This window comes from Streptomyces polyasparticus (genome assembly GCF_014493765.1).
GTDB lineage: Bacteria > Actinomycetota > Actinomycetes > Streptomycetales > Streptomycetaceae > Streptomyces > Streptomyces polyasparticus.
Map to the genome: position 1 here is coordinate 105,095 of NZ_JACTVJ010000014.1, position 26,278 is coordinate 131,372.

Consider the following 26,278-nt stretch of genomic DNA (forward strand, 5'->3'; position numbering starts at 1 on the left):
AAAGATCTGCTCAAGCGCCGCAGGGGCTGGATTGGCCGCCGGGGCTGGAGGCAGGCTATTTGCGCAGCTCCCTCCGCAGGATCTTGCCCGTCGCCGCTCGGGGGACCGTATCGATGAACTCGACCTCGCGGATCTTCTTGTGCGGGGCCACGCGGGCGGCCACATAGGACTTGACGTCCTCCGCCGTGAGGGCGGATCCCTGGGCCGGGACCACGTAGGCCTTCGGGTATTCGTTGCCGTCCGCGTCGTAGACGCCGATGACCGCCGCGTCCGCGATGCGGGGGTCGGCGATGAGGACGGCCTCCAGTTCGGCGGGGGCGACCTGGAAGCCCTTGTACTTGATGAGCTCCTTGACGCGGTCGACGATGTAGAGCCAGCCGTCCTCGTCCACGCGCCCCACGTCACCGGTGTGCAGCCAGCCCTCCTCGTCGATCATCGCGGCGGTCGCGTCCGGACGGCCGAGGTAGCCCTTCATCACCTGCGGGCCGCGGATGACCACTTCGCCCGCCTCGCCCGGGCCGAGATCGACGGAGGGGTCGTCGAGCGAGACGATCCGCATCTCGGTGCCGGAGAGCAGTTTGCCGACGCTGCCGTGCGGAATGGGGCGGTCGACCGGGGTGACATGCGTGGCCGGCGAGAGTTCCGTCATGCCGTAGCCCTGGCCGACGGGCACGCCGCCGAGCCGGGCCGAGCAGGCGGCGGCGAGTTCGCCGTCCAGAGGTGCGGCCGCGCTGAGCACGTAGCGCACCGAGGAGAGGTCGAAGCGTTCGACCACCGGATGCTTGGCGAGGGCAAGGGCGATCGGCGGCACCACGTACAGGCTCGTGATGCGGTGTTTCTCGACGGCCGTCAGGAAGCCTTCGAGGTCGAACTTCGGCAGGACGACCACGGTCGCGCCATGGCTGAGGGGTGCGTTGAGCAACGCCGTGAGGCCGTACGCGTGGAAGAAGGGCAGCACCGCGAGGATGCGGTCGCCGGGGCCCATCGGCATCGTCGGGGCGAGCTGTGCGAGGTTGGTGGCGACCGAGCGGTGCGTGAGCATCACGCCCTTGGGGACGCCGGTCGTGCCGGAGGAGTACGGGAGGACCGCCAGGTCCTCGGCGGGGTCGATGCCGACGGAGGGCTGCGGGAGGTCCGCGCCGACCATCGCGAGGAGCGAGCGGTGGCCCTCGGCCTCGTCGCACACGATGATCTCCCGTATCCCGCCCGCGAGTTCGGCCGCCGCCTGCGCGACCGGCAGCAGCAGCGAGACCGTGATGATCCAGCGCGCGTCCGCGTCGCGCAGCTGCTGGGCGAACTCCTCGGGGGTGTAGAGCGGGTGCACGGTGGTGACCGTGGCGCCGGCTCTGGTCGCCCCGTAGAAGGCGACCGGCCACAGGATGGTGTTGGGGCTGTGCAGGGCGACGACATCGCCCTTGCGCACCCCGGCGTCCGCGAGCCCGGCGGCCACCTTGCGGTGGAACGCGTCGAGCTGCGCGTACGAGAGCGACCTGCCCTCGACTCCGTCGATCAGCGCGGGTGTCTCGCCGAACTCGGCGGCCCGCCCCAACACGGCTTCGTGGATGGGCAGTTCTACGGGCGGCACTGCTGCGTACTCACTCTGGAACACCATGACGGGCCCTCCGAGGGGATGGAGTGGAGTGGTGCCTAGTACGACTTGGGCAGACCGAGGGTCTGGTGGGACACGAAGTTCAGGATCATTTCCCGGCTCACCGGGGCGATACGCGCGACCCTGGCCGCGGTGACCAGTGAACCGAGACCGTACTCGCGTGTCAGCCCATTGCCCCCGAGTGTGTGCACGGCTTGGTCCACGGCCTTCACACAGGCCTCCGCCGCCGCGTACTTCGCGATGTTGGCCGCTTCCCCTGCTCCGAAGTCGTCGCCTTGGTCGTAGAGATGGGCGGCCTTCTGCATCATCAGGCGGGCGAGTTCCAATTCGATGTGCGCCTGCGCGAGGGGGTGCGCGATGGCCTGGTGCGCGCCGATGGGTGCCTTCCACACGCTACGGGCCTTGGCGTAGTCGACGGCGCGGGCGAGCGCGTAGCGGCCCATGCCGATCGCGAAGGCGGCCGTCATGATCCGCTCGGGGTTGAGCCCGGCGAAGAGCTGGAGCAGCCCGGCGTCCTCGTCGCCGACGAGCGCGTCGGCCGGCAGCCGGACGTCGTCGAGCACGAGCTCGAACTGCTTCTCGGCGGCCTGCACTTCCATGTCGATGACGCTGCGCCGGAAGCCCTCGGCGTCCCGCGGAACGATGAACAGGCAGGGCTTGAGCTTCCCGGTCCGCGCATCCTCGGTCCGGCCGACGATGAGGGTGGCGTCGGCGATGTCCACACCCGAGATGAACACCTTGCGCCCGGTGAGGATCCAGCCGCCGCCCTCACTGTCGCTGTCGCGGCGGGCGGTCGTCGTGATCCGGTGGGAGTTGGAGCCCGCGTCGGGCTCGGTGATCCCGAACGCCATGGTCTTCGTGCCGTCCGCGAGCCCCGGCAGCCAGGTGCGCTTCTGCTCCTCGGTGCCGAAGCGGGCGATGACGGTGCCGCAGATGGCGGGGCTCACGACCATCATGAGCAGGGGACTGCCCGCGGCTCCCAACTCCTCAAGAACTATGGACAGTTCGGCGATCCCGCCGCCGCCACCGCCGTACTCCTCGGGCAGATTGACCCCGAGATAGCCGAGCTTGGCGGCCTCGGCCCACAGCTCATCGGGGTGACCGCCGCCGCGGACGACCTTGGCGAGGTACTCGCGTCCGTAACGCGTGCCGAGTGCGGCGACTGCGGCGCGCAGGGCCTTGTGCTCTTCGGTCTCTATGACGGCGGTCATGACGTGGGTGCCTCCTCGTTCGGTACGGGCTGTACGGCGGGCTGTGCGGGCTGCACGGGGGACTGTGCGGGCTGTACTGGCGGTACTGGCTGCACTGGCTGTACGACGGCGAGCAAGGTGCCCGGTTCGACCTGGCGGCCGGGCGTGACGTGCAGAGCGGTGAGGGTGCCGGTGGCGGGGGCCGTGATCCGGTGCTCCATCTTCATGGCCTCCAGCCACAGGAGCGGCTGCCCGGCCTCGACCTCCGCTCCCTCGGTGAGCCCCTCCGCGATGCGGACGACCGTGCCCGGCATGGGGGCGAGGAGGCTGCCGGGGGCGACGGTGCTCTCGGGCTCGGGGAAGCGGGGCTGGGGGGTGAGGGTCCAGGTGTCGGTGCCGGTCTCGACGTGGACCTCGCCGTCCTCCCCGTACGAGGAGATCGTGAACTCCCTGCGGATGCCTTGGATTTCGAGGGTGACGTGGTGGGCGTCGGCCTTGAGGACGTGGACGTCGGGGAGGTCGACGAGGTCGAATCCGGTGCGGGTGCGGTGGTAGCGGATCTCGTGCCGGTCGCGGCCCACGTAGGCCTTCGCCTGGGGCTGCGAGGCCAGATTCCGCCACGCTCCGGTGCGGCTCCAAAGGCTCAGCCCCTGCGGCGCTTGAGCAGATCCGAGCGGACCTCGGATGCCCGGGTGGGGAAAAGAAGCCGCCACCGCAGCAGCCGCAGCCGCGTAGACCTCCGCGACCACCCCGTCGCTCGCGACCAGCGACGACAGGTGACGGTCGAAGAAGCCCGTATCCATGGCGCCGGAGGCGAACTCCGGATGGAGCAGCGAACGGACGAGGAGCGAACGGTTCGTCACGACCCCGTGCACCCGGGTCCGGGCCAGCGCCCCGGCCAGCCGCCGCACCGCCCCCGCCCGCGTCGGCGCCCACGCGACCACCTTCGCCAGCATGGGGTCGTAATGCACCCCGACCACGTCCCCCGACGCAAAGCCCGTGTCCACCCGTACCCCCGTGGGGAAGGCGAGCAGATGCAGGCGCCCGGCCTGCGGAGCCCAGGAGGACGAGGGGTCCTCCGCGTACAGACGGGCCTCCACCGCGTGGCCGCGAGCGGCCGGCGGTTCCAAGGGCAGCGCCTCACCCTCCGCCACCCGGACCTGCAGCTCCACCAGATCCACCCCGAACACCGCCTCGGTCACGGGGTGTTCGACCTGCAGCCGCGTATTCATCTCCAGGAAGTGCGCCCGCCCGCCGGCGACCAGGAACTCCACGGTCCCGGCCCCGACGTACGACACGGCCCGCGCCGCCCGCACCGCCAGCTCACGCACCTCAGCGTCGAGCTCCTCGGACAGCCCAGGCGCCGGCGCCTCCTCGATCACCTTCTGATGGCGCCGCTGCAGCGAGCAGTCCCGCGTCCCGAGCGCCCACACCGTGCCGTGCGCATCCGCGAGGATCTGCACTTCGACATGCCGCCCGCCTTCGACATACGGCTCGACGAACACCTCTCCGTCACCGAAGGCGCCCAGCGCCTCGGCCCGCGCGGCAGCCAACTCCTCGTCCAGTACGGAGAGTTCGCGGACCACCCGCATTCCACGGCCGCCTCCGCCCGCCGCGGCCTTCACCAGCACCGGCAGATCCGCGGCCGTGACCTCCGCCAGCGGTGAGATGCCCATCAGCGCCTTGGCCCGCGTCTTCGAGGCCATCGCCTCGATGGCCTCGGGCGGCGGCCCGATCCACACCAGGCCGGCCGCGGTGACGGCCCGCGCGAACTCGGCGTTCTCGGACAGGAATCCGTACCCGGGATGCACCGCGTCCGCCCCGGCAGCGAGCGCCGCCTTGACGATCGACTCACCGCGCAGATACGCCCGCCCGTCGCCCGACCACCACCCCTCATCGAGGCGCTTCGCGCCGCACGTCTCTTCGGGCGTCGCACCCGGCAACCGTACGGCCGCGTCGGCCTCGCGTACGTGCAGAGCGGAGGCGTCCGGGTCGGAGTACACCGCGACCGTCGCGATGCCGAGCTCGCGGCAGGTGCGGAAGATCCGGCAGGCGATCTCCCCCCGGTTGGCCACCAACACAGAACTGATCACGGAAAGCCTTTCCTCACATCCGGAAGACGCCGAAACCGCCGCGCGCACCCTCGTACGGCGCGTTGTGGATCACCGACAGGCACAGGCCGAGGACCGTCCGCGTAGCGCGGGGGTCGATGATCCCGTCGTCGTAGAGCCGCCCGGACAGGAACACCGGCAGCGACTCCGACTCGATCTGCTGCTCCACCATCGCCCGCAGCGCGGCGTCGGCCTCTTCGTCGTACGGCTGCCCCTTGGCCAGTGCGGACTGGCGGGCCACGATCGACAGGACGCCCGCGAGCTGCTGCGGGCCCATGACGGCGGACTTGGCGCCGGGCCAGGCGAAGAGGAAGCGGGGGTCGTAGGCGCGGCCGCACATGCCGTAGTGGCCGGCGCCGTAGCTCGCACCCATGAGGACGGACAGGTGCGGGACCTTCGAGTTGGACACCGCGTTGATCATCATCGCGCCGTGCTTGATGATCCCGCCCTGCTCGTACTCCTTGCCGACCATGTAGCCGGTGGTGTTGTGGAGGAAGAGGAGAGGGATGTCGCGCTGGTTGGCGAGCTGGATGAACTGGGCCGCCTTCTGGGACTCGGCGGAGAAGAGAACCCCCTGCGCGTTGGCGAGGATCCCGACCGGATAGCCGTGCAGGCTCGCCCAGCCGGTGACCAGCGACGTCCCGTACAGCGGCTTGAACTCGTCGAAGTCCGAGGCGTCGACGATCCGGGCGATGACCTCGCGCGGGTCGAAGGGGATCTTCAGGTCGCCGGGGACGATGCCGAGGAGCTCGTCCTCGTCGTACTTGGGCGGCTCGGCGGGGCCCGGATCGGCGTACGCCTTGCGCCAGTTGAGCCGGGCAACGACGCGCCGCGCCTGGTGCAGGGCGTCGTGTTCGTCGGCCGCGAGGTAGTCGGCGAGCCCGGACGTACGCGCGTGCATCTCCGCGCCGCCGAGCTCCTCGTCGCCCGATTCCTCCCCGGTGGCCATCTTGACCAGGGGCGGGCCGCCGAGGAAGACCTTGGCGCGCTCCTTGACCATGATCACGTGGTCGCACATGCCGGGGACGTACGCGCCGCCGGCGGTGGAGTTGCCGAAGACCACGGCGACGGTGGGGATGCCGGCGGCGGAGGACTGGGTGAGGTGTTTGAAGAGGGCGCCGCCCGGGATGAAGATCTCCTTCTGGGAGGGGAGATCCGCGCCGCCCGACTCCACGAGGTGGATCGAGGGGAGGCGGTTGGCGTGGCCGATCTCGTGGGCGCGGAAGGCCTTCTTCAGCGTCCAGGGGTTGGACGCGCCGCCACGTACGGTCGGGTCGTTGGCCGTGATCAGACACTCGACACCCTCGACGACGCCGATCCCGGTGACCATCGAGGCACCGACGGGGTAGTCGCTGCCCCAGGCGGCGAGCGGGGAGAGTTCGAGGAACGCGGTGTCGGGGTCGATCAGGAGCTCGATCCGCTCACGGGCGAGCAACTTGCCCCGCTTACGGTGCCGTTCGACGTACTTCTCACCCCCGCCGGCCAGCGCTTTGGCATGCTCGGCGGCCAGCTCGTCGAGCTTGGTGAGCATGGTGGCGCGGTGCGCTCGGTACTCGGGGGCGGCGGTGTCAAGGGCTGTGGACAAGAGGGTCATCGGGGTTCTCCACAGGGCGGGGCGGGGGTGAGGGCGGGCCGATATCCTGAGAAGGGCTTCGGCCCCCGGGAGGGCGGGGACTGTCCGCCGGTGCGCAAGAACTGCCCCCGGGCGGGAAGTGACTGCCCACAGACACGCCGCGACCTCACAGCAGCACCTCCGGGATCTCCACGCGCCGCGACCTCAGCCACTCCCCCAGGCCTTTGGCCTGTGGGTCGAAGCGGTGCTGGGACGCGACGCCCTCGCCGAGCAGGCCCTCGATGACGAAGTTCAGGGCGCGCAGTTCGGGCAGCAGGTGTCGGGTGACCGTCAACCCCGCGGCCTCGGGAAGAAGTTGGGTGAGGCGCTCGACCGTGAGCTCGTGCGCCAGCCAGCGCCACGCGGTGTCCGACCGCACCCACACGCCGACGTTCGCGTCCCCGCCCTTGTCACCGCTCCGCGCCCCGGCGACCAGGCCGAGCGGTGCGCGGCGGACCGATCCGCGAGGCAACGGCGGCGGCGGGGAAGGCGGTTGTACGGGCTCGAGCTCCCGCGCGACCGCCGGCGCCGCGACCGCCTGCCGCGTCCCGTCCGGTAGTACGGCCACGTGCGCGACCTCGCCCTGCGGTACGTACGCGGCCTCGAACACCCCGTACGGCGCGCCCTTCCCGGGCGGCGCGGTGAGCGTGAAGCCGGGGTAGCCGGACAGCCCCAGTTCCACCGCCGCACCGCTGAGCCGCCGCCCCACGAGCTCCGGGTCGGCGTCCCGTACGACCAGGCGCAGCAGCGCGCTCGCCGTCTCCTCGGTCGCGGCGTCGGGCCGGTCGGTGCGCACCAGCTCCCAGCGGACCTCCTGCGGACGGTGCTTGCCCAGCGCCTCGTCCATCTGCGCCTGTACGTGAGCGGCCTTGGCCTCGATGTCGAGGCCGGTCAGCACGAACTCGACCTGGTTGCGGTGCCCGCCGATCCGGCACAGCCCCACCTTGAGCGCGGGCGGCGGCGCCTCCCCGCGCACTCCTTCGATCCGCACGCGGTCGGGTCCGTCCTGCGCGAGGCGTACGGAGTCCAGGCGGGCGGTGACGTCCGGGCCGGGGTAGCGCACCGAGCCGGTCTCGTAGAGGAGTTGGGCGGTGACGGTGCCGAGGTCGACGACGCCGCCCGTGCCGGGGTGCTTGGTGATGACGCTGCTGCCGTCCGCGTGCAGTTCGGCGAGCGGGAAGCCGGGGCGGAGCATCGTGCGCGGGTCGTGTTCGGCGAAGAAGGCGTAGTTGCCGCCGGTCGCCTGCGCCCCGCACTCAAGGACGTGCCCGGCGACAACGGCACCGGCGAGCGGGTCGAGGTACCCCGGGCGCTCGGGGCCCTCGGCGTCCCAGTCGAACCACCATGTCGCGGGCCCGGTGACCAGGGCCGCGTCCGTCACGCGGCCGGTGACGACCACGTCGGCGCCGGCCCGCAGGCAGGCGGTGATGCCCTGCCCGCCGAGGTACGCGTTGGCGGTGAGCACCCCCTCGCCCCAGCCGGGCCGCGCGCGCAGATCGTCGCCCTCGACGTGGGCGACACGGGTGGGGACGCCGAGCCGGTCCGCCAACTCCCGCACCTTGTCCGCCAGTCCGGCCGGATTGAGGCCGCCGGCGTTGACCACGAGCTTGGTGCCCTGGTCCCGGGCGGTCCCGAGGCACTCTTCGAGCTGCCGCAGAAAGGTCTTGGCATACCCCGTGCGCGGGTCCTTCATCAGGTCGCGGCCGAGGATCAGCATGGTGAGCTCGGCGAGATAGTCGCCGGTGACGACGTCGACCGGGCCGCCGGTGAGCATCTCGCGCAGGGCGTCGTGGCGGTCGCCGTAGAAGCCGGAGGCATTGGCTATCCGGAACGGAGCACGCGTCACGCCGCGCCGCCTCCCTCCGGGGCCGCCGCCTCACCGGAGGGCTGCCCTTCACTGGAGGGCTGCCCTTCACCGGACGGCACGCCTTCCTCGGAAGCCGCCGCCCCACCGGGCGCCCGCCCCTTCCCCGGCGGCCCCGCGAAGGCCTGTGCGATGTCCAGCCAGCGGTCGGCGTCCGGTCCTTCGGCGCGCACGTCGAGGTCGGAGCGGTGCGCGCGCTGGGTCACCAGGAGGCAGAAGGCGTACGCGTCGCCGGTGACGCGCTGGGCCGCATCCTCGGGACCGTACGTCAACAACTCGCCGTCGGGTGACCGGAGTTCGACCCGGAAGGCCTCGCCCGGCGGCTCGATCCCCCGCACCATGAACGAGTAGTCCCTGGCCCGCACCCCGATCCGTACGACATGGCGCAGCCGCGCCGTCGGCACCCGGAGCACCCCCAGCGCGTCGGCCACGTCCTGGCCGTGCGCCCAGGTCTCCATCAGCCGGCCGGTCGCCATGGACGCGACGCTCATCGGCGGCCCGTACCAGGGGAACCTGGCCCCTTCGGGAGCCGCCCGCAGCGCCTCCTGCAGCCGCTCGCGGCCCGCCCGCCAGCCGGCGAGCAGCTCGGCCGGTGCGCTCCGCGCACCTTCCTCGGCGCCTTGGTCGGCGAAGGTCTCCGGCGCGGCGAGCGCCTTCTCCAGCTCCGCGCCGAAGGCCTCGGGGTCGGTCACGGCCATCAGCGCGACCCGGTCCGTCCACGCGAGATGAGCGATCTGATGCGCCACGCTCCAGCCCTCGGCGGGCGTGCCGCGCGCCCAGCCGCCTTCCCCCAACTCCCCTACCAGGGCGTCGAGTTCCCCGCTCTCCTCGGCCAGATCGTCGAGCACTGCACGGACCACTTCGGACACGGCACGCACTCCCCTCGCGGGATGTCGGTGACGCTGTGACGGTGTGTGCGGCGAGCATGGCAGCGGGCAAAGGAAGAAACAAGCACGCGTGCTTGGAAAATTCTCCGGGGAAATCCCGGCCCCACCGATGACTTTCGCCGGGACCGGCCGTCGTACAGGGTGTAACCGACGAACAAACGACCTTGGAGAACCTGAGATGCGCACCCTGATCAGCACGGCCTTCGTTTCCCTCGACGGCGTCATGGAGGCCCCCGGCGGCGAGCCCGGCCACCGCAGCTCCGGTTGGACCTTCAAGGACCTGGAGTTCCTGCCCGAGGCGTACGAGCTCAAGGCCCGCGAGCAGGAGGAGGCCGGGGCGATGCTCTTCGGCCGGGCCAGCTACGAGGCGTTCAGCGCCGTGTGGCCGGGCATGGAGGACTTCGCCCGCTACAAGACGCTGCCCAAGTACGTCGTCTCGACGACGCTCAAAGAGGAGGACCTCGTCGACAACTGGGGCGAGATCACCATCCTGCGCTCCCTGGACGAGGTCGCCGCCCTGAAGGAGACCGAGGGCGGCCCGATCAGCATGCACGGCAGCACCGAGCTCGGCCGGAGCCTCTCGGACGCCGGTCTGATCGACCGCTACCACCTGCTCGTCTTCCCGCTGCTGCTCGGCGCCGGCAAGCGCCTGTTCAGCGACTCGGACAAGGACAAGCAGATGCTGAAGCTGGTCGAGCAGGAGGCCTACGCCAACGGCATCCAGAAGATGGTCTTCGACGTCGTCCGCTGACCCCGCGTCGGAACGCAGGGGCGGGTCCCGGACCCGCCCCGGCCGCCCGCGCCGATCCCCGGCCTCCCGCGACCGCCCCCGGCCCACGGGGGCTCACCGCGCGACGCCCGCGCTCACCCCCGCCCCGCCACCGCCCGCGCGAACACTCCGGGGTTGTCGAACATGACGTTGTGCCCGGCCTCCGGCACCGTGAGCACCCGGACACCCGCGGCTTCAAGCCCTTCCCTGCCCGGCAGCGGACCGCTCAACTCGCCCTGCAGATAGACCCGTTCCATCCGCGCACGCTCGAACATCTCCCGCATCACCGGCTCACTGCCCCGCACCAGACCTGCGGCCGTACGGTGCAGCGCGAGCGGATCCGAAAGCCGCATGGTCGCCGCCCACTGCGGGCCGACGTGCTCCAGGACGCGCGCGAAGCCTCCTCCCCGTACGAACTGCTCCTCCGTGTACGAGGCGATCCCGCTGCTCCCCGCGGTGGGCGCCGGAAAGCGGTCGAGGTTGCCCTCGGTCACGACGAGCCGGGACACCAGCTCGGGCCTGCGGTGGGCCAGGACGATGGCGACCGCGCCGCCCATGCTGTGGCCCGCGACCACCGCGCCGCGCACCTGCGCCGCGTCGAGCGCGGCGGCCAGCGCGTCCGCATGGCTCTCCAGCGCGTAGTCGAAGTCGTCCGGCCGGTCGCTGATGCCGTGCCCCGGCAGGTCGACGAAGAGCATCCGGCGGCCGGAGAGCTCCGGGTGCGCCGCGACATGGGCGTGGTAGACGGTCGAGGCCGCCCCGAGCCCGTGCACGAACACGGTCGCCTCGGCCTTCTCGCTCTCGGCGCCGGACGCCTCCGTCCAGCGAATCATGCTGCTCCGCCCGTCGAACCGTGCCTGTCGCACCGGCTCCTCCTTCGTCCGCCCCGGTGGCCGGCCCGCCCCTCGCGGACCGCCATGGCCGGAACCATACATCGACAACGTAGTACTACGTCAACGATGTACCCCGACGGCCCCGAAGAGCCCTTGGATGAGGGACACTGCACGCATGCTGGAACTGTCCCTCCTGGGTTTCCTGTACGAGGCCCCGCTGCACGGCTACGAGCTGCGCAAGCGCATCACCGCCCTGACCGGGCACGTCCGCCCCGTCGGCGAGTCCACGCTGTACCCGGCGATCAAGCGGCTGGAGAAGGCCGGCCTCCTTGCCCGCGAGACCCAGCAGGGCGCGGCCGCGGCACCACGGCACGTCCTCAGGCTCACGGACGCGGGCCGCGCGGAGCTGCGACGGCGCCTCGCCGAACCCGAGGAGCTGGACCTGACGGACGAGAATCGCTGGTTCACGCTGCTCAGTTTTCTGCGGCACCTGGACGACCCGGCCGCCCAGGCCGCCGTACTGCGGCGCAGGCTGGCCTTCCTCGAAGCGCCGGCGAGCTTCTTCTACGACGGTGAACGCCCGCTGCGGGCCGAGGAGTTGGACGACCCGTTCCGCCGCGGCGTCCTGACCGTCGCGCGGGCGACCACGAAGGCGGAGCTGGCCTGGCTGCGGGACACGGTCGCCGAGCTTGAGGCGGCGGCCCAGTAGGAGTCCGGAGCACCCGGCCCCGACCCGCGAGCCCCCACGTATACGGATCCGGGCGCCGGGCACCCTGGACCCCATGGACATCCACGAGTTGAAGCAGGCGCTCGGGCGGGCCGTTCGCGGGGACGTCGAGTTCGGGGCCGGGCAGCGGGCGTTGTTCACGATGGATGCGTCCAACTACCGGAGGGTGCCTCTCGGGGTCGTGGCCCCGAAGGATGCGGCCGACGTCGCGGCAGCACTCGCCGTATGCCGGGAGCGGCACGTCCCCGTCGTGGCGCGCGGGGCCGGCACCTCGATCGCCGGGCAGGCCACGGGGGTCGGGGTGGTCCTCGACTTCACCCGGCACATGGACCGGATCGTCGCGCTCGACCCCGAGGCCCGCGAGGCCGTCGTACAGCCCGGGGTCGTCCTCGACCGGCTGCGCGCCGAGGCGGGCCGGCACGGGCTGACGTTCGGGCCCGACCCCTCCACCCACAGCCGCTGCACGCTCGGCGGAATGATCGGCAACAACTCCTGCGGCTCGCACTCGGTGGCCTGGGGGACGACCGCCGACAACGTACGGAGCGTCGACGTGCTCTCGTACGGCGGCGAGTCCTTCCGGCTCGGGCAGGGCTGGGACGGTGCACCGCAGCAGCTCAAGCCGCTCGTCGAGGAGCAACTCGCCCTGCTGCGGACCGGGTTCCCCGAGCTGCCGCGCCGGATCTCCGGTTACGCCCTGGACGCCCTGCTCCCCGAGCAGGGCGTCGACCACGCCCGCGCCTTCTGCGGCAGCGAGGGCACCCTCGGCGTGCTCACCGAGGCCACGGTCGAGCTGGTCGAGGCGCCGAAGGCCCGCGCGCTCACCGTGCTCGGCTACCGCGACGAGAGCGCCGCAGCCGAGGCCGCCGCCGGACTGCTTCCGTACGGGCCGCTGACGGTGGAGGGGATGGCCGCGGACCTCGTACGGAGTCCGCAGCAACTGCCCAAGGGCGGCGCCTGGTTGTTCGTCGAGACGGGCGGCGCGAGTCCGCGGGAGGCGCGGGCGCACGGCGAGCGGATCGTCCGGGCCGCCGACGCGCTCGACCATCTGGTGGTCGAGGATCCGGCCGGGCAGCGCGCCCTGTGGCGGATCCGCGAGGACGCCTCGGGGACCGCGACCCGGATGCCCGACGGCGCCGAGGCCTGGCCCGGCTGGGAGGACTGCGCGGTGCCGCCCGCGCGACTCGGCCCGTATCTGCGGGAGTTCCGCGCCCTGCTCGCCGGGCACGGGCTGCGCGGCACCCCGTACGGGCACTTCGGCGACGGCTGCATCCATGTGCGCATCGACTTCGACCTGCTCACCGAGCCCGGGATCGCGCGCTTCCGCCACTTCTCCGAGGAGCTCGCCGAGCTCGTCGTCGCGCACGGCGGCTCGCTGTCCGGGGAACACGGGGACGGGCAGGCGCGGGCCGAGCTGCTTCCGAAGATGTACGGGCCGGAGCTGGTACGGCTCTTCGAGCGGGTCAAGGGGGTGTGGGACCCGGACGACGGGCTCAACCCGGGAATGCTCGTGCGCCCGGATCCGCTCGACGCCAATCTGCGCTTCGCACCGCTGCCGCGCGAGCCGGTGCCGGTCGCGTTCGGCTATCCGCACGACGGCGGGGACTTCTCGGCCGCCGTACGCAGGTGCGTGGGCGTCGCCAAGTGCCGCAATACGACGGTGAGTTCGGGGTCCGTCATGTGCCCGTCCTTCCGTGCCACGGGCGCCGAGGAGCACTCCACGCGGGGGCGGGCCCGGCTCCTGCACGAGATGCTCGCCGGCGAGGTGATCACCGACGGCTGGCGGAGCGAGGAGGTGCGGGACGCGCTCGATCTCTGCCTGTCCTGCAAGGGGTGCCGGTCCGACTGTCCGGTCGGGGTCGACATGGCCACGTACAAGAGCGAGTTCCTGCACCAGCACTACCGCGGGCGCCGGCGGCCCCGCGCCCACTACACGCTGGGGCGGCTGCCGAAGTGGCTGCGGCTCGCCGCGCCCTTCGCGCGCGTCGTGAACGCGGCCGTCTCCGTGCGGCCGCTCGCCAGGCTCGCGGGACGGCTCGCGGGGATTGCGCCCGAGCGGGAGATCCCGCGCCTGGCGCCGCGTACGTTCCGCCGCTGGTTCGCGCGCCGCCCGCAGCACACGGAGCCCGCGGTCACCCTCTGGCCCGACACCTTCACCGAGCACCTCTCCCCCGCGGTCGGCCAGGCCGCCGTACGCGTCCTCGAAGCCGCCGGACTGGGCGTCGCGCTGCCGCCCAAGGGGGTCTGCTGCGGGCTCACGTACATCTCCACCGGGCAGCTCGACCAGGCCCGCGCGATCCTGCGCCGCACCCTGGACACCCTTGACGTCGGATCGCCCGACCGGCCGCTCGTCGTCCTGGAGCCGAGCTGCGCCGCCGCGCTCCGGTCCGATCTGCCCGAGCTGCTCGGCGACGATCCACGCGCCCACCGCCTCGCCGCGTCCGTACGGACCTTCGCCGAGGCCCTCGCCGAACTCGCCCCCGACTGGACACCCCCGCGTCTGGACCGCCCGGCCGTCGGCCAGACCCACTGCCATCAGCACGCGGTGCTCGGGGACAGCGCCGACAAGGAGCTGCGCCGGCGGGCCGGGCTCACCGGGGAGCTGAGCGGCGGCTGCTGCGGGCTCGCCGGGAACTTCGGCTTCGAGCCCGGCCACCACGAGGTGTCCACGGCCTGCGCGGAGGACCAGCTGCTTCCCGCCGTACGGGAGGCCGCGGCCGACGCGGTCGTCCTTGCCGACGGCTACTCGTGCCGTACGCAGCTGGAACAGCTGGCGGGACGGGCGGGCCGGCATCTGGCGGAAGTACTCGCCGAAGGACTGCCGCCCGAACGGACTTGAGATGCGGATCCCGTCAGCCGCAAAGTGGTGGAACAGGCCTGACAGAGTGCAGTACATTGGACGCACGAGTTTAGGATGATGCACTGTAGCCGACAGGGAGCGCACCGTGACCGCACACCCGGGGACCGAGAGCCAGGTCGCCGACCGCGCAGTCGCCGCCGGAGCGGCCGTCACCGAACCCGAGGCGCTCGGCGCGCTCGGCCGGCTCCGCAAGCGGGGCGGCCAGGGGTCGGTCGGCGCCATCGGCCTGGTGCTCGCGGCCGGGTTCTCCGTGCAGTTCGGCGCCGCGATCGCGGTGATGCTGATGCCCCGCGCCGGTGCGATCGGTGTGGTCACGCTGCGCCTGGTGGCCTCCGCGCTGGTGCTCCTGCTCGTCTGCCGCCCCAAGCTGCGCGGGCACTCGCGTACGGACTGGGGCACGGTGGTCGCGTTCGGCCTGGCGATGGGCGCGATGAACACGCTCTTCTACCAGGCCGCGGACCGTATCCCGCTCGGCATCGCGGTCACCCTCGAAGTGCTCGGACCGCTCGCGCTCTCCGTGATCGCCTCACGGCGCGCAGTCAACGCGGTGTGGGCGGGCCTCGCCCTCATCGGTGTCTTCCTGCTCGGCGGCGCGGGCGGCCTCGGCTCGCTCGATCTCGTCGGTGCGGCGTTCGCGCTCGCGGCGGGTGCGATGTGGGCGGCGTACATCATCTTCAGCTCGAAGACCGGGCGGCGCTTCCCCTCGGCCGACGGGCTCGCGCTCGCGATGGGTGTGGCGGCCGTGTTCAGCCTGCCGCTCGGTATCGCCGAGGCCGGCTCGAAGCTGCTCGTGCCGAGCACGATGCTGCTCGGGCTCGGGGTCGCGGTGCTGTCCTCCGTGCTGCCGTACACGCTCGAACTGTTCGCGCTGCGGCGCCTTCCCGCGTCGACGTTCGCGATCATGATGAGTCTTGAGCCGGCGCTCGCGACGGCGGCGGGCTTCTTCGTCCTCCACCAGGGGCTGTCGGTCACGGACGCGATCGCGATCGCGCTGGTGATCGTGGCGAGCATGGGGGCCGTGCGAACCCAGGCGCGGTCGGCGTCTCTGTAGGGCGAGGCCGGGGCGCCCAGGGGCGTCAGCCCAGCGGGGGCTTGGGGGCGTCAGCCCAGCGGGGGCTTGGGGGCGTCAGCCCCCAGAACAACCCACCGCCGCGGAGCGGCGGAGCAACCATCTCGCGGGATGGACCAACCGACAACGCGGGACAACGAGCCGCTAGGCTCGCGCCGTGGCTGAGATCCAGATCCCGAATGACATCAAGCCCGCCGACGGCCGTTTCGGCGCGGGCCCCTCCAAGGTGCGTACGGAAGCGCTCGACGCTCTGGCCGCCACCGGCACCTCCCTGCTCGGCACCTCCCATCGCCAGGCCCCGGTGAAGAACCTGGTCGGGCGCGTGCGCGACGGTGTGAGCAACCTGTTCCAGCTCCCCGAGGGTTACGAGGTGATCCTGGGCAACGGCGGCTCCACCGCCTTCTGGGACGTCGCGACCCACGGTCTGATCGACAACAAGTCGCAGCACCTCAACTTCGGCGAGTTCTCCTCCAAGTTCGCCAAGGCCGCGAAGCTCGCGCCCTGGCTGGCCGAGCCCACCGTGATCGCGAGCGAGCCGGGCACGCACCCGGAGCCGCAGGCCGAGGCGGGCGTGGACGTGTACGCGTACACGCACAACGAGACCTCGACCGGTGTCGCCGCCCCGATCAAGCGCGTGCAGGGCGCCGACGAGGGCTCGCTCGTCCTCGTGGACGCCACGTCCGGCGCGGGCGGCCTCCCGGTGGACATCACCGAGACCGACGTCTACTACTTCGCCCCGCAGAAGTCCTTCGCCTCCGACGGCGGCCTGTGGATCGGCGTGTTCTCGCCCGCCGCGATCGAGCGCGCCGAGCGCATCCACGCGAGCGGCCGGCACGTACCGGAGTTCTTCTCGCTGCCGACGGCGATCGACAACTCCCGCAAGAACCAGACGTACAACACCCCCGCGCTCGCCACGCTCTTCCTGCTCGCCGAGCAGCTGGACTGGATCAACGGGCAGGGCGGTCTCGCCTGGTCGACCGCGCGTACGAAGGACAGCTCGGACCGCCTGTACGGCTGGGCCGAGGAGTCCAAGTTCGCCACCCCGTTCGTCACGGACGCGGCCAAGCGCTCGCAGGTCATCGGCACGATCGACTTCAACGACGACGTGGACGCGGCCGCGATCGCCAAGGTGCTCCGCGCCAACGGCATCGTCGACACCGAGCCGTACCGCAAGCTGGGCCGCAACCAGCTGCGGATCGCGATGTTCCCGGCGATCGACCCGGCGGACGTCCAGGCCCTGACGGCCTGCATCGACTACGTGATCGAGAAGCTGTAGCGGATACCGCCGCCGTATTCAGGCGAAGGCCGGCACTCACCGAGTGCCGGCCTTCGCCTTTTTCATGAGCGCTTTGTTGCGGTCGTGTTGCATTCATTAAGGCTTCCCAAAGACGCTTATGCACGGCACACGAAAAGCACAGGACTTTGGTCCCTAATACCTGGGCAAAGCGCACCCCAAGGGTTGGGGAAAGCCCGCAGCTCGGCGGCCCGTCGGAGCGCGGGTCTTTCGGCGAAGACCCCAGGTCAGGGACGTGCGCGCCGGAACCCGCACACCCAGGATGAACCTCATGAACAGTGCACCGGGGAACAAATCCCCGGCCCTGCAAGGAGGTTCACCCATGCGCAAGGCATTCACCGTTTCGGCGATCGCAGTCGCCGCCTCGCTGGCCATCGCCGCTCCGGCGACCGCGTTCGCCGCGGACGCGTCTCCGTCCCCCTCGGTCTCGGCGACGGCTTCCCCGTCCCCCTCGGCTTCCGCCACGCCGTCGAAGGACTCCGAGGGCTTGGCCAAGGCGGACGTCGCGGTCGTCTCCACCCCGAAGGACCCGACCGGCTACAAGGCCGGCGAGCAGGTCAAGGTCCAGGTCGAGACCTCCGGTGACGCGAAGGTCACCGGCTCCTCCGACGCCCTGAACGGCATCAGCTTCAAGAAGATCGGCACCGGTACGTACGAAGGCACCGGCACGGTCAAGTCCGGCTACGGCATCGGCACGGCCCACCTGACGGTCACCGTGAACTACGGCGACACCGGCGCGCAGGGCTCCGCGACGTTCCTGGTCAACACCGACGGCGGCAAGCCCACCCCCGAGCCGTCCAAGGCCTCCATGTCCCTGTCCACGGACGGCGGCAAGGTGGGCGACAAGGTCGGCATCACCATCAAGTCCGGTGACCTCAAGGGCGACGCGTACGTCCAGTCCGACGCGTTCGGCGGCAAGGTGAACCTCGTCCAGGACAAGTCGGCCAAGGGCACCTGGCACGGCACCGCGACCGTCGCGAGCAACGTCAAGGACGGCTACTACAGCGTCAAGGGCTACGTCGGCTCCACGCTGGTCGACACCGCCAAGTTCGGCACGCAGGGCAACGACAACCCGACCCCGAAGCCCGGCCAGTCCTCCGTGGCCGTGAACCCGGGCTCCGGCAAGGCGGGCGACAAGGTCGCCCTCACCGTCAACGCCCCGTCCATCAACCCGAAGAGCAACGTCACCGTGGACTCGACCGCCTTCGGCGGCAAGGTCTCGCTGACCCTCGGCAAGGACGGCAAGTGGCACGGCACGGCGACCGTGGCCGACGTGAAGCTCGGCCGCTACGACGTCAACTCCAGCACCGGCGCCAAGACCGGCTTCACCGTCACCAAGAACGGCGCCGTCAAGCCCGTGAACCCGTCGGACCACAAGACCCCGCACGGTTCCGTGAACACCGGTATGGCCCCCGCCTGGGTCGACGTCCGCAATGGCTGAGATCCGCACCCGCCGCACCCGTGCGGCCACGTTCGCTGTGGTGGCGGCGCTCTCCGTCGCCGCCGCCGCGGGCTGTTCCGCGGGGGCCAAGGACTCCGCCGACAGCGCGCAGAACGCGGCCCATGTGACGCCCGCGTCCGTGCTGCAGCCCTCGGTGCCCGACCACATCGCGATCCCCTCGATCAAGGTGGACGCCAACCTCGACACCGTCGGTCTCGACAACAGCGGCGCGATGCAGACGCCGCCGTTCGACAAGCCGATGGAGGCCAGCTGGTACAAGGACGGACCGACCCCGGGCGAGAAGGGCGCGGCGGCGATCGCCGGCCACATGGACACGCCCCAGGTCGAGAAGGCCGTCTTCTACAACCTCAAGGAACTCAAGAAGAACGCGGAGATCGACATCCGTCGCGAGGACGGCACCACGGCCGTCTTCAAGGTCGACGACGTCGAGACCTACAAGAAGGCCGACTTCCCGACGCAGAAGGTCTACGGGAAGACGGACAAGGCGGAGCTCCGCCTGATCACCTGTGGCGGCGACCTCACCAAGGACCGCCACTGGGACTCGAACGTCGTGGTGTTCGCGCATCTCACCGGTGAGGAAACAGCCTGATCAGCCTGATCCACGTGTGGTGGGGCGCCCTTCGGCAAGAAGGGCGCCCCACACGCGTATCAACGGCTGAGCCGCTGGAACCTGCGCACCGCCAGCGGCAGGAACACCGCCGTGAGCACCAGCGGCCAGAGGGCCGCCATCAGCACGGCGTGCTCCTGGATCCAGCTGCCGTCCGAGGCCACGGGATAGCCGAACAGCTCACGGGCCGCGGCACCGGTCGAGGAGATCGGGTTCCAGGCCGCCACCGTGCCCAGCCAGCCCGGCATCGTCGAGGGCGCCACGAAGATGCTGGAGATCATGGTGACGGGGAAGATCAGGGCGTAGAGGCCGCCGGCCGCCTCGGGGCTCGGCACCAGGAGCCCCAGCCACACGCCCGCCCAGATCAGGCAGAACCGCAGCAGCAGGATCAGCCCGAAGGCACCGACCATGGCGAGCGGTTCGCCGTCCGGGCGCCAGCCCATCGCGAGGGCGGTGAGCGCCAGGATCGTCAACTCGGCGCAGGCCACCAGGAGATCGGTGACCGCGCGCCCGCCGACCACCGCGGACGGGGCCATCGGCATGGAGCGGAAGCGGTCGATGACGCCCTTGGTGGCGTCGTGCACCACGCTGGTCGCGGTGTTCATCAGACCGAAGGCCATGGTCATCACGAACATGCCGGGCATCAGGAAGTCCCGGTAGGTGGCGCCGGGTTCGCTGCCGGGCACTTCCATCGCGCCGCCGAACACATACGCGTAGAGCAGCACCGAGACGATCGGGAAGCCCAGCTGCCAGACGATCAGGACGGGCTGGCGCCGGTAGTGGGTGAGGGTGCGGCGGACCACGTTCCAGGAGTCGGACACGGCCCAGTAGAGGCGGCGCTGTCCGCCGGATTCGACGCTCAGGTCGACCGGTCCGGCCGCCGTCAGTTCGGCGCTCATGCCGCCACCGCCTCTGCCTCGGCGGGCTCTGCGGAATCCGTACGGTGCCCGGTGAGCCGCAGGAACACATCGTCGAGGCTCGGCCTGCGCAGGCCGATGTCCTCCACCTGAACTCCCTGGTCCTGCAAGGTCCTTGCCACATCGGTCAGGGCGGCGACCCGGTCGCTCACCGCCGCGTGGACGCGGCGTTCGGCGCGGTCCACGGACGGTTCTCCCTCGCAGACCCGGGCCACGACCGCGAGCGCCGAGACGAGTTCGGACTCCTCCGCGACGACCACCTCGATCCGGTCGCCGCCGACGGCGCTCTTGAGCGCGGCGGGGGTGTCGTCGGCGATCGCCCGGCCCTGGTCGATCACGGTGATGCGGGAGGCCAGCCGGTCCGCCTCCTCGAGGTACTGCGTGGTCAGGAGCACGGTGGTGCCGCCCTCGACCAACGCCCTTACCGCCGCCCAGACTTCACCCCGCCCGCGCGGGTCGAGGCCCGTCGTCGGCTCGTCCAGGAAGAGCACCTCGGGCGCGAGGATCATCGACGCGGCGAGGTCGAGCCGGCGGCGCATACCGCCGCTGTAGTCGCCGACGCTCTTGGCGGCGGCGTCCACCAGGTCGAACCGCTCCAAGAGTTCGGCCGCGCGCAGCTTCGCGCGGCGCCCGCCGAGGTGAAAGAGCCGGCCGAACATCTCCAGGTTCTGCCGCCCGCTGAGCATCTCGTCCACCGCCGCGTACTGCCCCGCGAGGCCGATCCTCGCCCGTACGCCACGGGGGTCCTTGCGGACGTCGACGCCCGCCACCTCGGCGCGGCCGCCGTCCAGCCCGAGCAGGGTGGCAAGGGCGCGCACCGCGGTGGTCTTGCCCGCGCCGTTCGGGCCGAGCAGCCCGTGCACGGTGCCGCGGCGGACGGTCAGGTCGAAGCCGTCCAGGGCGCGCTTCTCGCCGTACCTCTTCTGCAGGCCTTCCGCCCGCACCGCATGGGTTTCCACTGGGTCCCTCCCGGGGTCTCGCCAGTCATCTGAGTACACCGTACCCTAATTCGAGTACAGCGTACTCAGTTATTCGGCGAGGGCGGACGGAGAGGGCATAGGGTGAGCCCATGAGCAGCAAGGACAGCGCCACGACCACCAGCGGCAGCGGCGATATCCGGCGCAGCCTCGACCTGTTGTGGGGGACCGGGGAGCGGGCCACACGCGGCCCGAAGCCGGCCCTGACGCTCGACCGGATCGTGACGGCGGCGGTCGAGCTCGCGGACCGCGAGGGGATCGCGGCGGTCTCGATGCGCCGGCTCTCCACCGAGCTCGGCACCGGCACGATGTCGCTCTACCGGTACGTGCCGGGCAAGGCCGAGCTGCTCGATCTGATGCTGGACCGGGTGCAGGGCGAGGCGGTGCCCAAGGGCGCGGACATCCCCGGGAACTGGCGCGCCTGCGTCGAGGGCATGGCCCGCGGACAGCTCGCCCTGTACCGCGCCCACCCCTGGCTGCTCAAGGTCAACACGGGGCGTACGGTGCTCGGCCCCAGCGCCCTCCGCAGCATGGAGGTGGTGATCGCCCCGCTGCGCACCATGGGGCTCTCCGACCCCGAACTCCTCTCGGTGATCATCGCCGTGACGAACTGGGTGACGGGTCACGCACGGACCGAGGCCGACACCTTGGAAGCGGTCAAGGAGACCGGTCTGAGCGACGAGGAGTTCTGGGGCAGCCAGCGTCCCTTCCTCGAACGGGCCATGCTCAGCGGCGAGTTCCCGCAGATGGCCTCGCTGTCCGAGGACACCTTCAGCTACGAGTTCGACCACTTCGAGTTCGGTCTCGCGCGGCTCGTCGACGGTTTCGCGGCACTGGTGGAGGCGCGCGGGGCGTCCGACGCCGGGCGTGCCGACGTGGCCGACGCGGGGGCGTGACAGAGCCCCCGTTCCGTGCATGCATGAAAGGCATGACTTCTGCCAGTGAGACCCCGGCCCCCGGGCTCGCCCCGTTCGTGAAGCAGCGCAACATCCTGCTCACCACGTACAAACGGGACGGCACGGCGGTGGGCACACCGGTCAACATCGCGGTCGACGGCGACCACGCCTACATCCGTACGTACGACAAGGCCTGGAAGGCCAAGCGGATGCGGAACAACCCCGAGGTGGAGATCTCCCCGTCCACCGCGCGCGGGGTGCCCACCGGGCCGCCGTTCAAGGCTCGGGTGCGGCTGCTCGACGCGGGGAGCGAGGAGGCGCGGCGCGCGGCGAAGCTGCTGCAGCGCAAGCACCGCATTCTGCAAGGGGTGTTCGTGCCGGTCTTCCACCGGCTGAGGAAGTACCGGACGCTGCACTACGAGGTGCGGCTGCTCGGCGAATGATCAGCTCTTCTTGCGGAGCAGGCCCTTCAGGCCGAAGACGAGGAGCAGGACCGCGGCCACGGCGATGGCGCCGGACGTGAAGTCGGTGCCATCGCCGTCCGCCCCTGCGTCGTCCGACGCCCGGTCACTGCCCGAACCGCCGCCGCCCCCGGGCGACTTGGGCGCGTCCGGTGCGTCGACGGGCTCCACCTGGCTGCCCGAGCCCTCGCTGCCGTACATCAGCTTCGTGCCGTCGGGCGAGTAGGCCACCGACTCGCCCTGCCGCTGCAGGGGCACGTCCACGCGCTCGCCCTCGCCCCGGATCCGGCCGTCCTTCCAGTCATACGCCTGCGCCCCGAAGTAGCTGCGCAGGACGAGCTTGCCGCCGTCCGGCGAGAACGCGCCGTCCGTGGTCCACAGATCGATGTCGCCGATCCGCGTGAACACATTGCCCTTGCCGGGCCGCAGTTCGGCGGGGCCCTCGTAGAGGCCGCCGTTCTCGTCGCGCTGCTTGTCGGCGATGTACACCCGGCCGGTCTTCGGGTGCACCATGATCGCCTCGGCGTCACGGGCACCGTCGGCATACGTGACGTCGTACTGCGTGGCCTTGACGGTCTGGTCGCCCAGCCTGTCCGGCTCGGGCAGCCGGTAGATCCACACGTGGTCCCAGGTGCCGCCGAGGTTGTCGCCGATGTCGCCCACGTAGAGATCACCGTCGGGGCCGATCGAGATGCCCTCGACGTCCCGCGCCTGGCCCACGCCCTGCATCGTGACGCGGGCGACCGTCCTGCCGGACTTGCTGTCCACGGCGTAGAGGTGCGATCCGTCGTCGCTGTCGTTGTGCGTCCAGTAGACGCCCGGGTGCTTCTTGCTCGCGACGAGACCGCTGGACTCGGTGATCCGGGGATCCTCGATCGTGAAGCCCTCGTTGTCCGCGCGCGCGGCGGAGACCGGACCCAGGACGAGAGCGGCCGTGACCGCCGCACCGAGAAGCAGACGCATGGGGCCACCGTACGTGGCCGGACGGGCCTTCGAGGTGGGCAGCCTCACAGCGCGGCGGTCCTCGTGATCCGCGATGATGAGCGGATGCTCAGGCTCCTATTCGTCGGCGACTCGATGACCATCGGCAGCGCCGGCGAGCACACCTGGCGCTATCGGATGTGGCAGCATCTGCGCACCTCCTACGGCGCCCCGTTCAAGATCGTCGGCCCGCGGACCGCCCTGTACGACAAGGCCGCCGACGCCCCCGTCTCGTACGAGTACGCGGACCCCGACTTCCCGCAGGAGCATCTCGCGGGCTGGGGCGAGGGCTGGCTGCACATGGCGCCGCTGATCGGCGAGACCGTCCGGGCCACGCGCGCCGATCTGCTCCTCGTCTCCCTCGGCCTGATCGACCTGGGCTTCTACACCGACGCCGAGAAGACCGCGGCCAACGCCCGCACCTTCATCGCCGAGGCCCGCGCCGCCAACCCGGACGTGGCCGCCGTGCTCCTCCCGGTCATCCCCAACACCCGCGCCCAGGACGACCCGGGCTTCGCGCTCGAGGTGGCCCGGTTCAACGAGCTGCTCGCCAAGGCCGTCGCCGACCTCGACACGGACCGCTCCCCGCTGCTGCTCGCCTCGCCCCCGGCCGCGTACGAGATCCATCACGACACCTACGACGGCACACACCCGAACACGAGCGGCGAACACAAGCTGGCGGCGGCCTTCGCGGACGCCATGCATCAGGCGTGGGAGCTGGGGGCGCCCTACGCGCAGGGCTAGGGCGTCTCTTTTGGATCTTGCCGGCCACGGAAGCGTCGCCTTCGACGGCTGCCGACGCGGGGTCTGGTGCTTCCCCAAGCTCTCAACTGCGCTGCGCTCCGTCCGAGCAGGGGAGACCCCACTACTGACAGGCGGAGGAGGGAGTCGACGCGGAGCGAATGGGGCCTCCCCTGTTCGAGCGAAGCCGAGAGCTTGGGGAAGACCGACGACAACGCCGCAGATGTGCGTGCCAGACCCCGCGCCCCCGGCAAGATCCGAAAGAGACGCCCTAGGGGCCTCTCCCGGATCAGGGCCTAGGTCAGCCGCCCCCGCTTGAGCTGGAGCACTTCATCGGAGGCGTTCGCGACCTCGCGCGAATGCGTCACCACGATCACGCACTTGCCGTCGTCGTGCGCGAGCTTTCGGAACACCTCGATGATCCCGGCGGCCGTCTCCTGGTCGAGCGCTCCCGTCGGCTCGTCGGCGAACAGGACGTCCACCTCGCAGGCCAGCGCTCGCGCGATGGCCACGCGCTGCTGCTGGCCGCCGGAGAGCTGCAGGGTGCGGCGGTGCTGGTCCTGCCGCTCCACGCCGAGGAGATCGAGGAGTTCGACGGCGCGCTTCCTGCGCGGGCCCTTGACGCCGGTGATCTCCATCGCGGAGGTGATGTTCTGGACGGCCGTCATGTACGTGAGCAGGTTCAGGGACTGGAACACGGTGGCCGCATGCCGGTTGCGGTAGCGGCCGAGGCCGAGCTCCGCGATGTCCTCGCCGCGGAAGCGGACCGTGCCCGCCGTCGGGGAGTCCAGACCGCTCGCGAGCGAGAGCAGCGTGGACTTGCCGCTGCCGGAGGGGCCGACGATCGCGTACATACGGCCCGCCTCGAAGGCGTGGTCGACGCCCTTGAGGACCGTACGGCGCCGGTTGCCGCTCTCGTACGAGCGGGTCAGGCCGGTCAGTTCAAGAACCGGAGTGGTCACGTCAGTCGCCCTTCGTGAGGATGTCGCGCGGGTTGAGCCGAAGAATCCGTGCGCCGGGCACGAGCGTGGCGAGGGCCGCGATGCCGAGGCCGGTGGCGCCCACCTTGGCGAGGTCGGCGGGGCCGGTCCGGATGTCCATGGAGTCGATGGGTTCGACCTCGGGGGTCTGCTCGGGCGGTGCGCCGGCGCCCATCGGATTGCTGAGGTCCTGCCGAGGCCCGTCGTCGGCCGCGTCCTGCTTCGCCGAGGACACCTCGCCCGCGAGGAGCCGGTCACCGACCGCCTGGGACACGAACTGGCTGCAGGCGGCGGCGAGTCCGACCGCGATCACCGCGCAGGCCACGACCTCGACGAGATGCTGGCCGAGCAGCCGTGGCTTCCTCTCGCCGAGCGAGAGCAGGATGCCCAGTTCCTTACGGCGTTCCCGCAGCGCGGACGCGATGATCAGCGCCAGGATCACGGTGCCGGCCACGGCGACCAGCCAGACGGTGACGGTGGCGAAGCCCGCGGTCTTGTCGATGGGACCGACGAGTGTCTTGTACTGCTTGTCGTTGACACTGAGCGGGAAGATCTCCGGATCCGCGCCCGCCGCCTTCGCGTCCTTCTTCAACTGCCCCAGCTGCTCGGGGTCGTTGAGCGTGAACGTGGCCTGCTTGACGACGCCGCCGTCCTTGGCGACCTTCCTGCCGTCGAGCCGGCTCACCCCGTCGGTGGTCAGATAGATCTGGTTCGCCGGATCCATCATCGCGGGCACATAGCTGCCGGAGTCGGCGGTGCCGCTCTTGTAGATGCCGATGACCTTGTACGGGATATCGGTGTCGTCGCGTTTCTCGCCGGGCGGCGGGAAGTTCCCCTCCTTCATGGTGAAGGTGTCGCCGACCTTCAGCTTGTTCGCCTCGGCGAGCCGCTCCTCGATGACGACCTCGTCCGCCTTCGAGTCCTTGGTGATTCCGCTGCCCGCCGTCAGTTTCGCGTCGCCATTGCGGAACGCGGACACCTCGCTCAACTCCCGTACGCCGTCGGCCTTCAGGAAGTCCGTGCCTTCCGCGTCCTGACCGGCGGGCGGCGGCACCGGCTGGTACAGCTTCCGGTCGTCGCCCGGGCGGCCGACCGACTCGGCGGTGTAGTTGCAGCGCGCCACGGCCGAGGACGCACAGATCTTGTCCACGAGGCTGCGCCGCAGGTCACCGCCGGGTCCGATGACCCCGGGCTGTGCGCCGTCGTTCTCGGAGCCGCCGCCCGAAGCGATCAGCGCGTTGAGGTCGAGCTGCATCGTGGCCACGACACCGACGCTGCGCTTGGCGGATTCCGCGGCGCGCGCCGCGGCCGACTGGATGAGGAATCCGGACAGGACAAGGGTGCAGATCACCGTGAAGAGTCCGGTGAGCAGAGCCGTCTTGCCCGGATGCGCCCACAGTCGCCACCAGGCCCGCTTGAACAAATTCATGGCCC

Annotated in this window: 22 protein-coding genes; 10 read left to right on the plus strand and 12 right to left on the minus strand. The window is 71.0% G+C overall.

Annotation, left to right across the window (positions count from 1 at the left end; all coding sequences use genetic code 11):
- Window positions 1-55: 55 nt before the first annotated feature.
- The 6 genes from H9Y04_RS28290 to H9Y04_RS28315 all read right to left on the minus strand — a co-directional run bounded on the left by H9Y04_RS28290 (window position 56) and on the right by H9Y04_RS28315 (window position 9,255).
- Complete coding sequence (locus H9Y04_RS28290; protein WP_187817083.1) at window positions 56-1,609, minus strand: 4-coumarate--CoA ligase family protein; 1,554 nt, start codon at window positions 1,607-1,609, stop codon at window positions 56-58.
- Between the two features lie 38 nt (window positions 1,610-1,647).
- Window positions 1,648-2,820 carry an acyl-CoA dehydrogenase family protein gene (locus H9Y04_RS28295; protein WP_187816893.1) on the minus strand — a complete coding sequence of 391 codons (1,173 nt, stop codon included), beginning with the start codon at window positions 2,818-2,820 and terminating at the stop codon, window positions 1,648-1,650.
- Window positions 2,817-4,892, minus strand: a complete 2,076-nt coding sequence (locus H9Y04_RS28300; protein ID WP_187816894.1) for an acetyl/propionyl/methylcrotonyl-CoA carboxylase subunit alpha — start codon at window positions 4,890-4,892, stop codon at window positions 2,817-2,819. Before H9Y04_RS28300 ends, H9Y04_RS28295 begins: the two co-directional genes overlap by 4 nt.
- A 13-nt stretch (window positions 4,893-4,905) precedes the next feature.
- Window positions 4,906-6,504 (minus strand): acyl-CoA carboxylase subunit beta, encoded by a 1,599-nt coding sequence (locus tag H9Y04_RS28305; protein WP_187816895.1) that lies wholly within the window; start codon window positions 6,502-6,504, stop codon window positions 4,906-4,908.
- A gap of 145 nt (window positions 6,505-6,649) precedes the next feature.
- On the minus strand, window positions 6,650-8,368 hold the full coding sequence (locus H9Y04_RS28310) for an acyclic terpene utilization AtuA family protein (RefSeq protein WP_187816896.1): 1,719 nt from the start codon (window positions 8,366-8,368) through the stop codon (window positions 6,650-6,652).
- The gene (locus H9Y04_RS28315; RefSeq protein WP_308801131.1) at window positions 8,365-9,255 is read right to left on the minus strand and encodes a TIGR03084 family metal-binding protein; all 891 of its coding nucleotides are present in this window, start codon (window positions 9,253-9,255) and stop codon (window positions 8,365-8,367) included. Before H9Y04_RS28315 ends, H9Y04_RS28310 begins: the two co-directional genes overlap by 4 nt.
- A 196-nt stretch (window positions 9,256-9,451) precedes the next feature.
- On the opposite strand from H9Y04_RS28315, the gene H9Y04_RS28320 reads away from it, so the two are divergent.
- Window positions 9,452-10,024, plus strand: a complete 573-nt coding sequence (locus H9Y04_RS28320) for a dihydrofolate reductase family protein (protein WP_187816898.1) — start codon at window positions 9,452-9,454, stop codon at window positions 10,022-10,024.
- A gap of 113 nt (window positions 10,025-10,137) precedes the next feature.
- On the opposite strand, the gene H9Y04_RS28325 is transcribed toward H9Y04_RS28320, so the two are convergent.
- A complete protein-coding gene (locus H9Y04_RS28325; RefSeq protein ID WP_187816899.1) occupies window positions 10,138-10,908 on the minus strand; it encodes an alpha/beta fold hydrolase in 771 nt (256 codons plus the stop codon).
- A 142-nt stretch (window positions 10,909-11,050) separates the two neighbouring features.
- Between H9Y04_RS28325 and H9Y04_RS28330 the strand changes: the two genes are divergently transcribed.
- The 6 genes from H9Y04_RS28330 (at window position 11,051) to H9Y04_RS28355 (ending at window position 18,873) form a co-directional block, all read left to right on the plus strand.
- The gene (locus H9Y04_RS28330) at window positions 11,051-11,584 is read left to right on the plus strand and encodes a PadR family transcriptional regulator (RefSeq protein WP_187816900.1); all 534 of its coding nucleotides are present in this window, start codon (window positions 11,051-11,053) and stop codon (window positions 11,582-11,584) included.
- Between the two features lie 73 nt (window positions 11,585-11,657).
- A complete protein-coding gene (locus H9Y04_RS28335; RefSeq protein ID WP_214661694.1) occupies window positions 11,658-14,438 on the plus strand; it encodes an FAD-binding and (Fe-S)-binding domain-containing protein in 2,781 nt (926 codons plus the stop codon).
- A 106-nt stretch (window positions 14,439-14,544) separates the two neighbouring features.
- A complete protein-coding gene (locus H9Y04_RS28340; RefSeq protein WP_187816901.1) occupies window positions 14,545-15,510 on the plus strand; it encodes an EamA family transporter in 966 nt (321 codons plus the stop codon).
- A gap of 175 nt (window positions 15,511-15,685) precedes the next feature.
- Complete coding sequence (serC, locus tag H9Y04_RS28345) at window positions 15,686-16,804, plus strand: phosphoserine transaminase (RefSeq protein WP_187816902.1); 1,119 nt, start codon at window positions 15,686-15,688, stop codon at window positions 16,802-16,804.
- A gap of 340 nt (window positions 16,805-17,144) precedes the next feature.
- Window positions 17,145-18,263 (plus strand): hypothetical protein, encoded by a 1,119-nt coding sequence (locus tag H9Y04_RS28350; protein ID WP_187816903.1) that lies wholly within the window; start codon window positions 17,145-17,147, stop codon window positions 18,261-18,263.
- Entirely contained in the window at window positions 18,256-18,873 is a 618-nt protein-coding gene (locus tag H9Y04_RS28355; RefSeq protein ID WP_187816904.1) for a class F sortase, read from the plus strand. Before H9Y04_RS28350 ends, H9Y04_RS28355 begins: the two co-directional genes overlap by 8 nt.
- A 59-nt stretch (window positions 18,874-18,932) precedes the next feature.
- Here the strand turns inward: H9Y04_RS28355 and H9Y04_RS28360 are convergent, their stop codons facing one another.
- Together H9Y04_RS28360 and H9Y04_RS28365 are read right to left on the minus strand one after the other, a co-directional pair.
- Complete coding sequence (locus H9Y04_RS28360) at window positions 18,933-19,790, minus strand: ABC transporter permease (protein ID WP_187816905.1); 858 nt, start codon at window positions 19,788-19,790, stop codon at window positions 18,933-18,935.
- Entirely contained in the window at window positions 19,787-20,767 is a 981-nt protein-coding gene (locus tag H9Y04_RS28365; protein ID WP_187816906.1) for an ATP-binding cassette domain-containing protein, read from the minus strand. Before H9Y04_RS28365 ends, H9Y04_RS28360 begins: the two co-directional genes overlap by 4 nt.
- 110 nt (window positions 20,768-20,877) lie before the next feature.
- Between H9Y04_RS28365 and H9Y04_RS28370 the strand changes: the two genes are divergently transcribed.
- Both H9Y04_RS28370 and H9Y04_RS28375 read left to right on the plus strand, forming a co-directional pair.
- Entirely contained in the window at window positions 20,878-21,681 is an 804-nt protein-coding gene (locus H9Y04_RS28370; RefSeq protein WP_187816907.1) for a TetR/AcrR family transcriptional regulator, read from the plus strand.
- Between the two features lie 32 nt (window positions 21,682-21,713).
- On the plus strand, window positions 21,714-22,124 hold the full coding sequence (locus H9Y04_RS28375; RefSeq protein WP_187816908.1) for a PPOX class F420-dependent oxidoreductase: 411 nt from the start codon (window positions 21,714-21,716) through the stop codon (window positions 22,122-22,124).
- Here the strand turns inward: H9Y04_RS28375 and H9Y04_RS28380 are convergent, their stop codons facing one another.
- Window positions 22,125-23,105 carry a TolB-like translocation protein gene (locus tag H9Y04_RS28380; protein ID WP_187816909.1) on the minus strand — a complete coding sequence of 327 codons (981 nt, stop codon included), beginning with the start codon at window positions 23,103-23,105 and terminating at the stop codon, window positions 22,125-22,127.
- 84 nt (window positions 23,106-23,189) lie between these two features.
- Between H9Y04_RS28380 and H9Y04_RS28385 the strand changes: the two genes are divergently transcribed.
- Window positions 23,190-23,867, plus strand: a complete 678-nt coding sequence (locus H9Y04_RS28385; protein WP_187816910.1) for a GDSL-type esterase/lipase family protein — start codon at window positions 23,190-23,192, stop codon at window positions 23,865-23,867.
- Window positions 23,868-24,160: 293 nt separating this feature from the next.
- Here the strand turns inward: H9Y04_RS28385 and H9Y04_RS28390 are convergent, their stop codons facing one another.
- Window positions 24,161-24,826, minus strand: a complete 666-nt coding sequence (locus H9Y04_RS28390) for an ABC transporter ATP-binding protein (RefSeq protein ID WP_187816911.1) — start codon at window positions 24,824-24,826, stop codon at window positions 24,161-24,163.
- Between the two features lies 1 nt (window position 24,827).
- The gene (locus tag H9Y04_RS28395; RefSeq protein ID WP_187816912.1) at window positions 24,828-26,273 is read right to left on the minus strand and encodes an ABC transporter permease; all 1,446 of its coding nucleotides are present in this window, start codon (window positions 26,271-26,273) and stop codon (window positions 24,828-24,830) included.
- Window positions 26,274-26,278: the final 5 nt, after the last annotated feature.

Coding starts and splice junctions, on each gene's coding strand:
- H9Y04_RS28295 (WP_187816893.1), bottom strand. CDS start 2,820: ATGACCGCCGTCATAGAGACCGAAGAGCACAAGGCCCTGCGCGCCGCA.
- H9Y04_RS28305 (WP_187816895.1), bottom strand. CDS start 6,504: ATGACCCTCTTGTCCACAGCCCTTGACACCGCCGCCCCCGAGTACCGA.
- H9Y04_RS28320 (WP_187816898.1), top strand. CDS start 9,452: ATGCGCACCCTGATCAGCACGGCCTTCGTTTCCCTCGACGGCGTCATG.
- H9Y04_RS28330 (WP_187816900.1), top strand. CDS start 11,051: ATGCTGGAACTGTCCCTCCTGGGTTTCCTGTACGAGGCCCCGCTGCAC.
- H9Y04_RS28335 (WP_214661694.1), top strand. CDS start 11,658: ATGGACATCCACGAGTTGAAGCAGGCGCTCGGGCGGGCCGTTCGCGGG.
- H9Y04_RS28350 (WP_187816903.1), top strand. CDS start 17,145: ATGCGCAAGGCATTCACCGTTTCGGCGATCGCAGTCGCCGCCTCGCTG.
- H9Y04_RS28355 (WP_187816904.1), top strand. CDS start 18,256: ATGGCTGAGATCCGCACCCGCCGCACCCGTGCGGCCACGTTCGCTGTG.
- H9Y04_RS28360 (WP_187816905.1), bottom strand. CDS start 19,790: ATGAGCGCCGAACTGACGGCGGCCGGACCGGTCGACCTGAGCGTCGAA.
- H9Y04_RS28370 (WP_187816907.1), top strand. CDS start 20,878: ATGAGCAGCAAGGACAGCGCCACGACCACCAGCGGCAGCGGCGATATC.
- H9Y04_RS28375 (WP_187816908.1), top strand. CDS start 21,714: ATGACTTCTGCCAGTGAGACCCCGGCCCCCGGGCTCGCCCCGTTCGTG.
- H9Y04_RS28380 (WP_187816909.1), bottom strand. CDS start 23,105: ATGCGTCTGCTTCTCGGTGCGGCGGTCACGGCCGCTCTCGTCCTGGGT.
- H9Y04_RS28385 (WP_187816910.1), top strand. CDS start 23,190: ATGCTCAGGCTCCTATTCGTCGGCGACTCGATGACCATCGGCAGCGCC.
- H9Y04_RS28395 (WP_187816912.1), bottom strand. CDS start 26,273: ATGAATTTGTTCAAGCGGGCCTGGTGGCGACTGTGGGCGCATCCGGGC.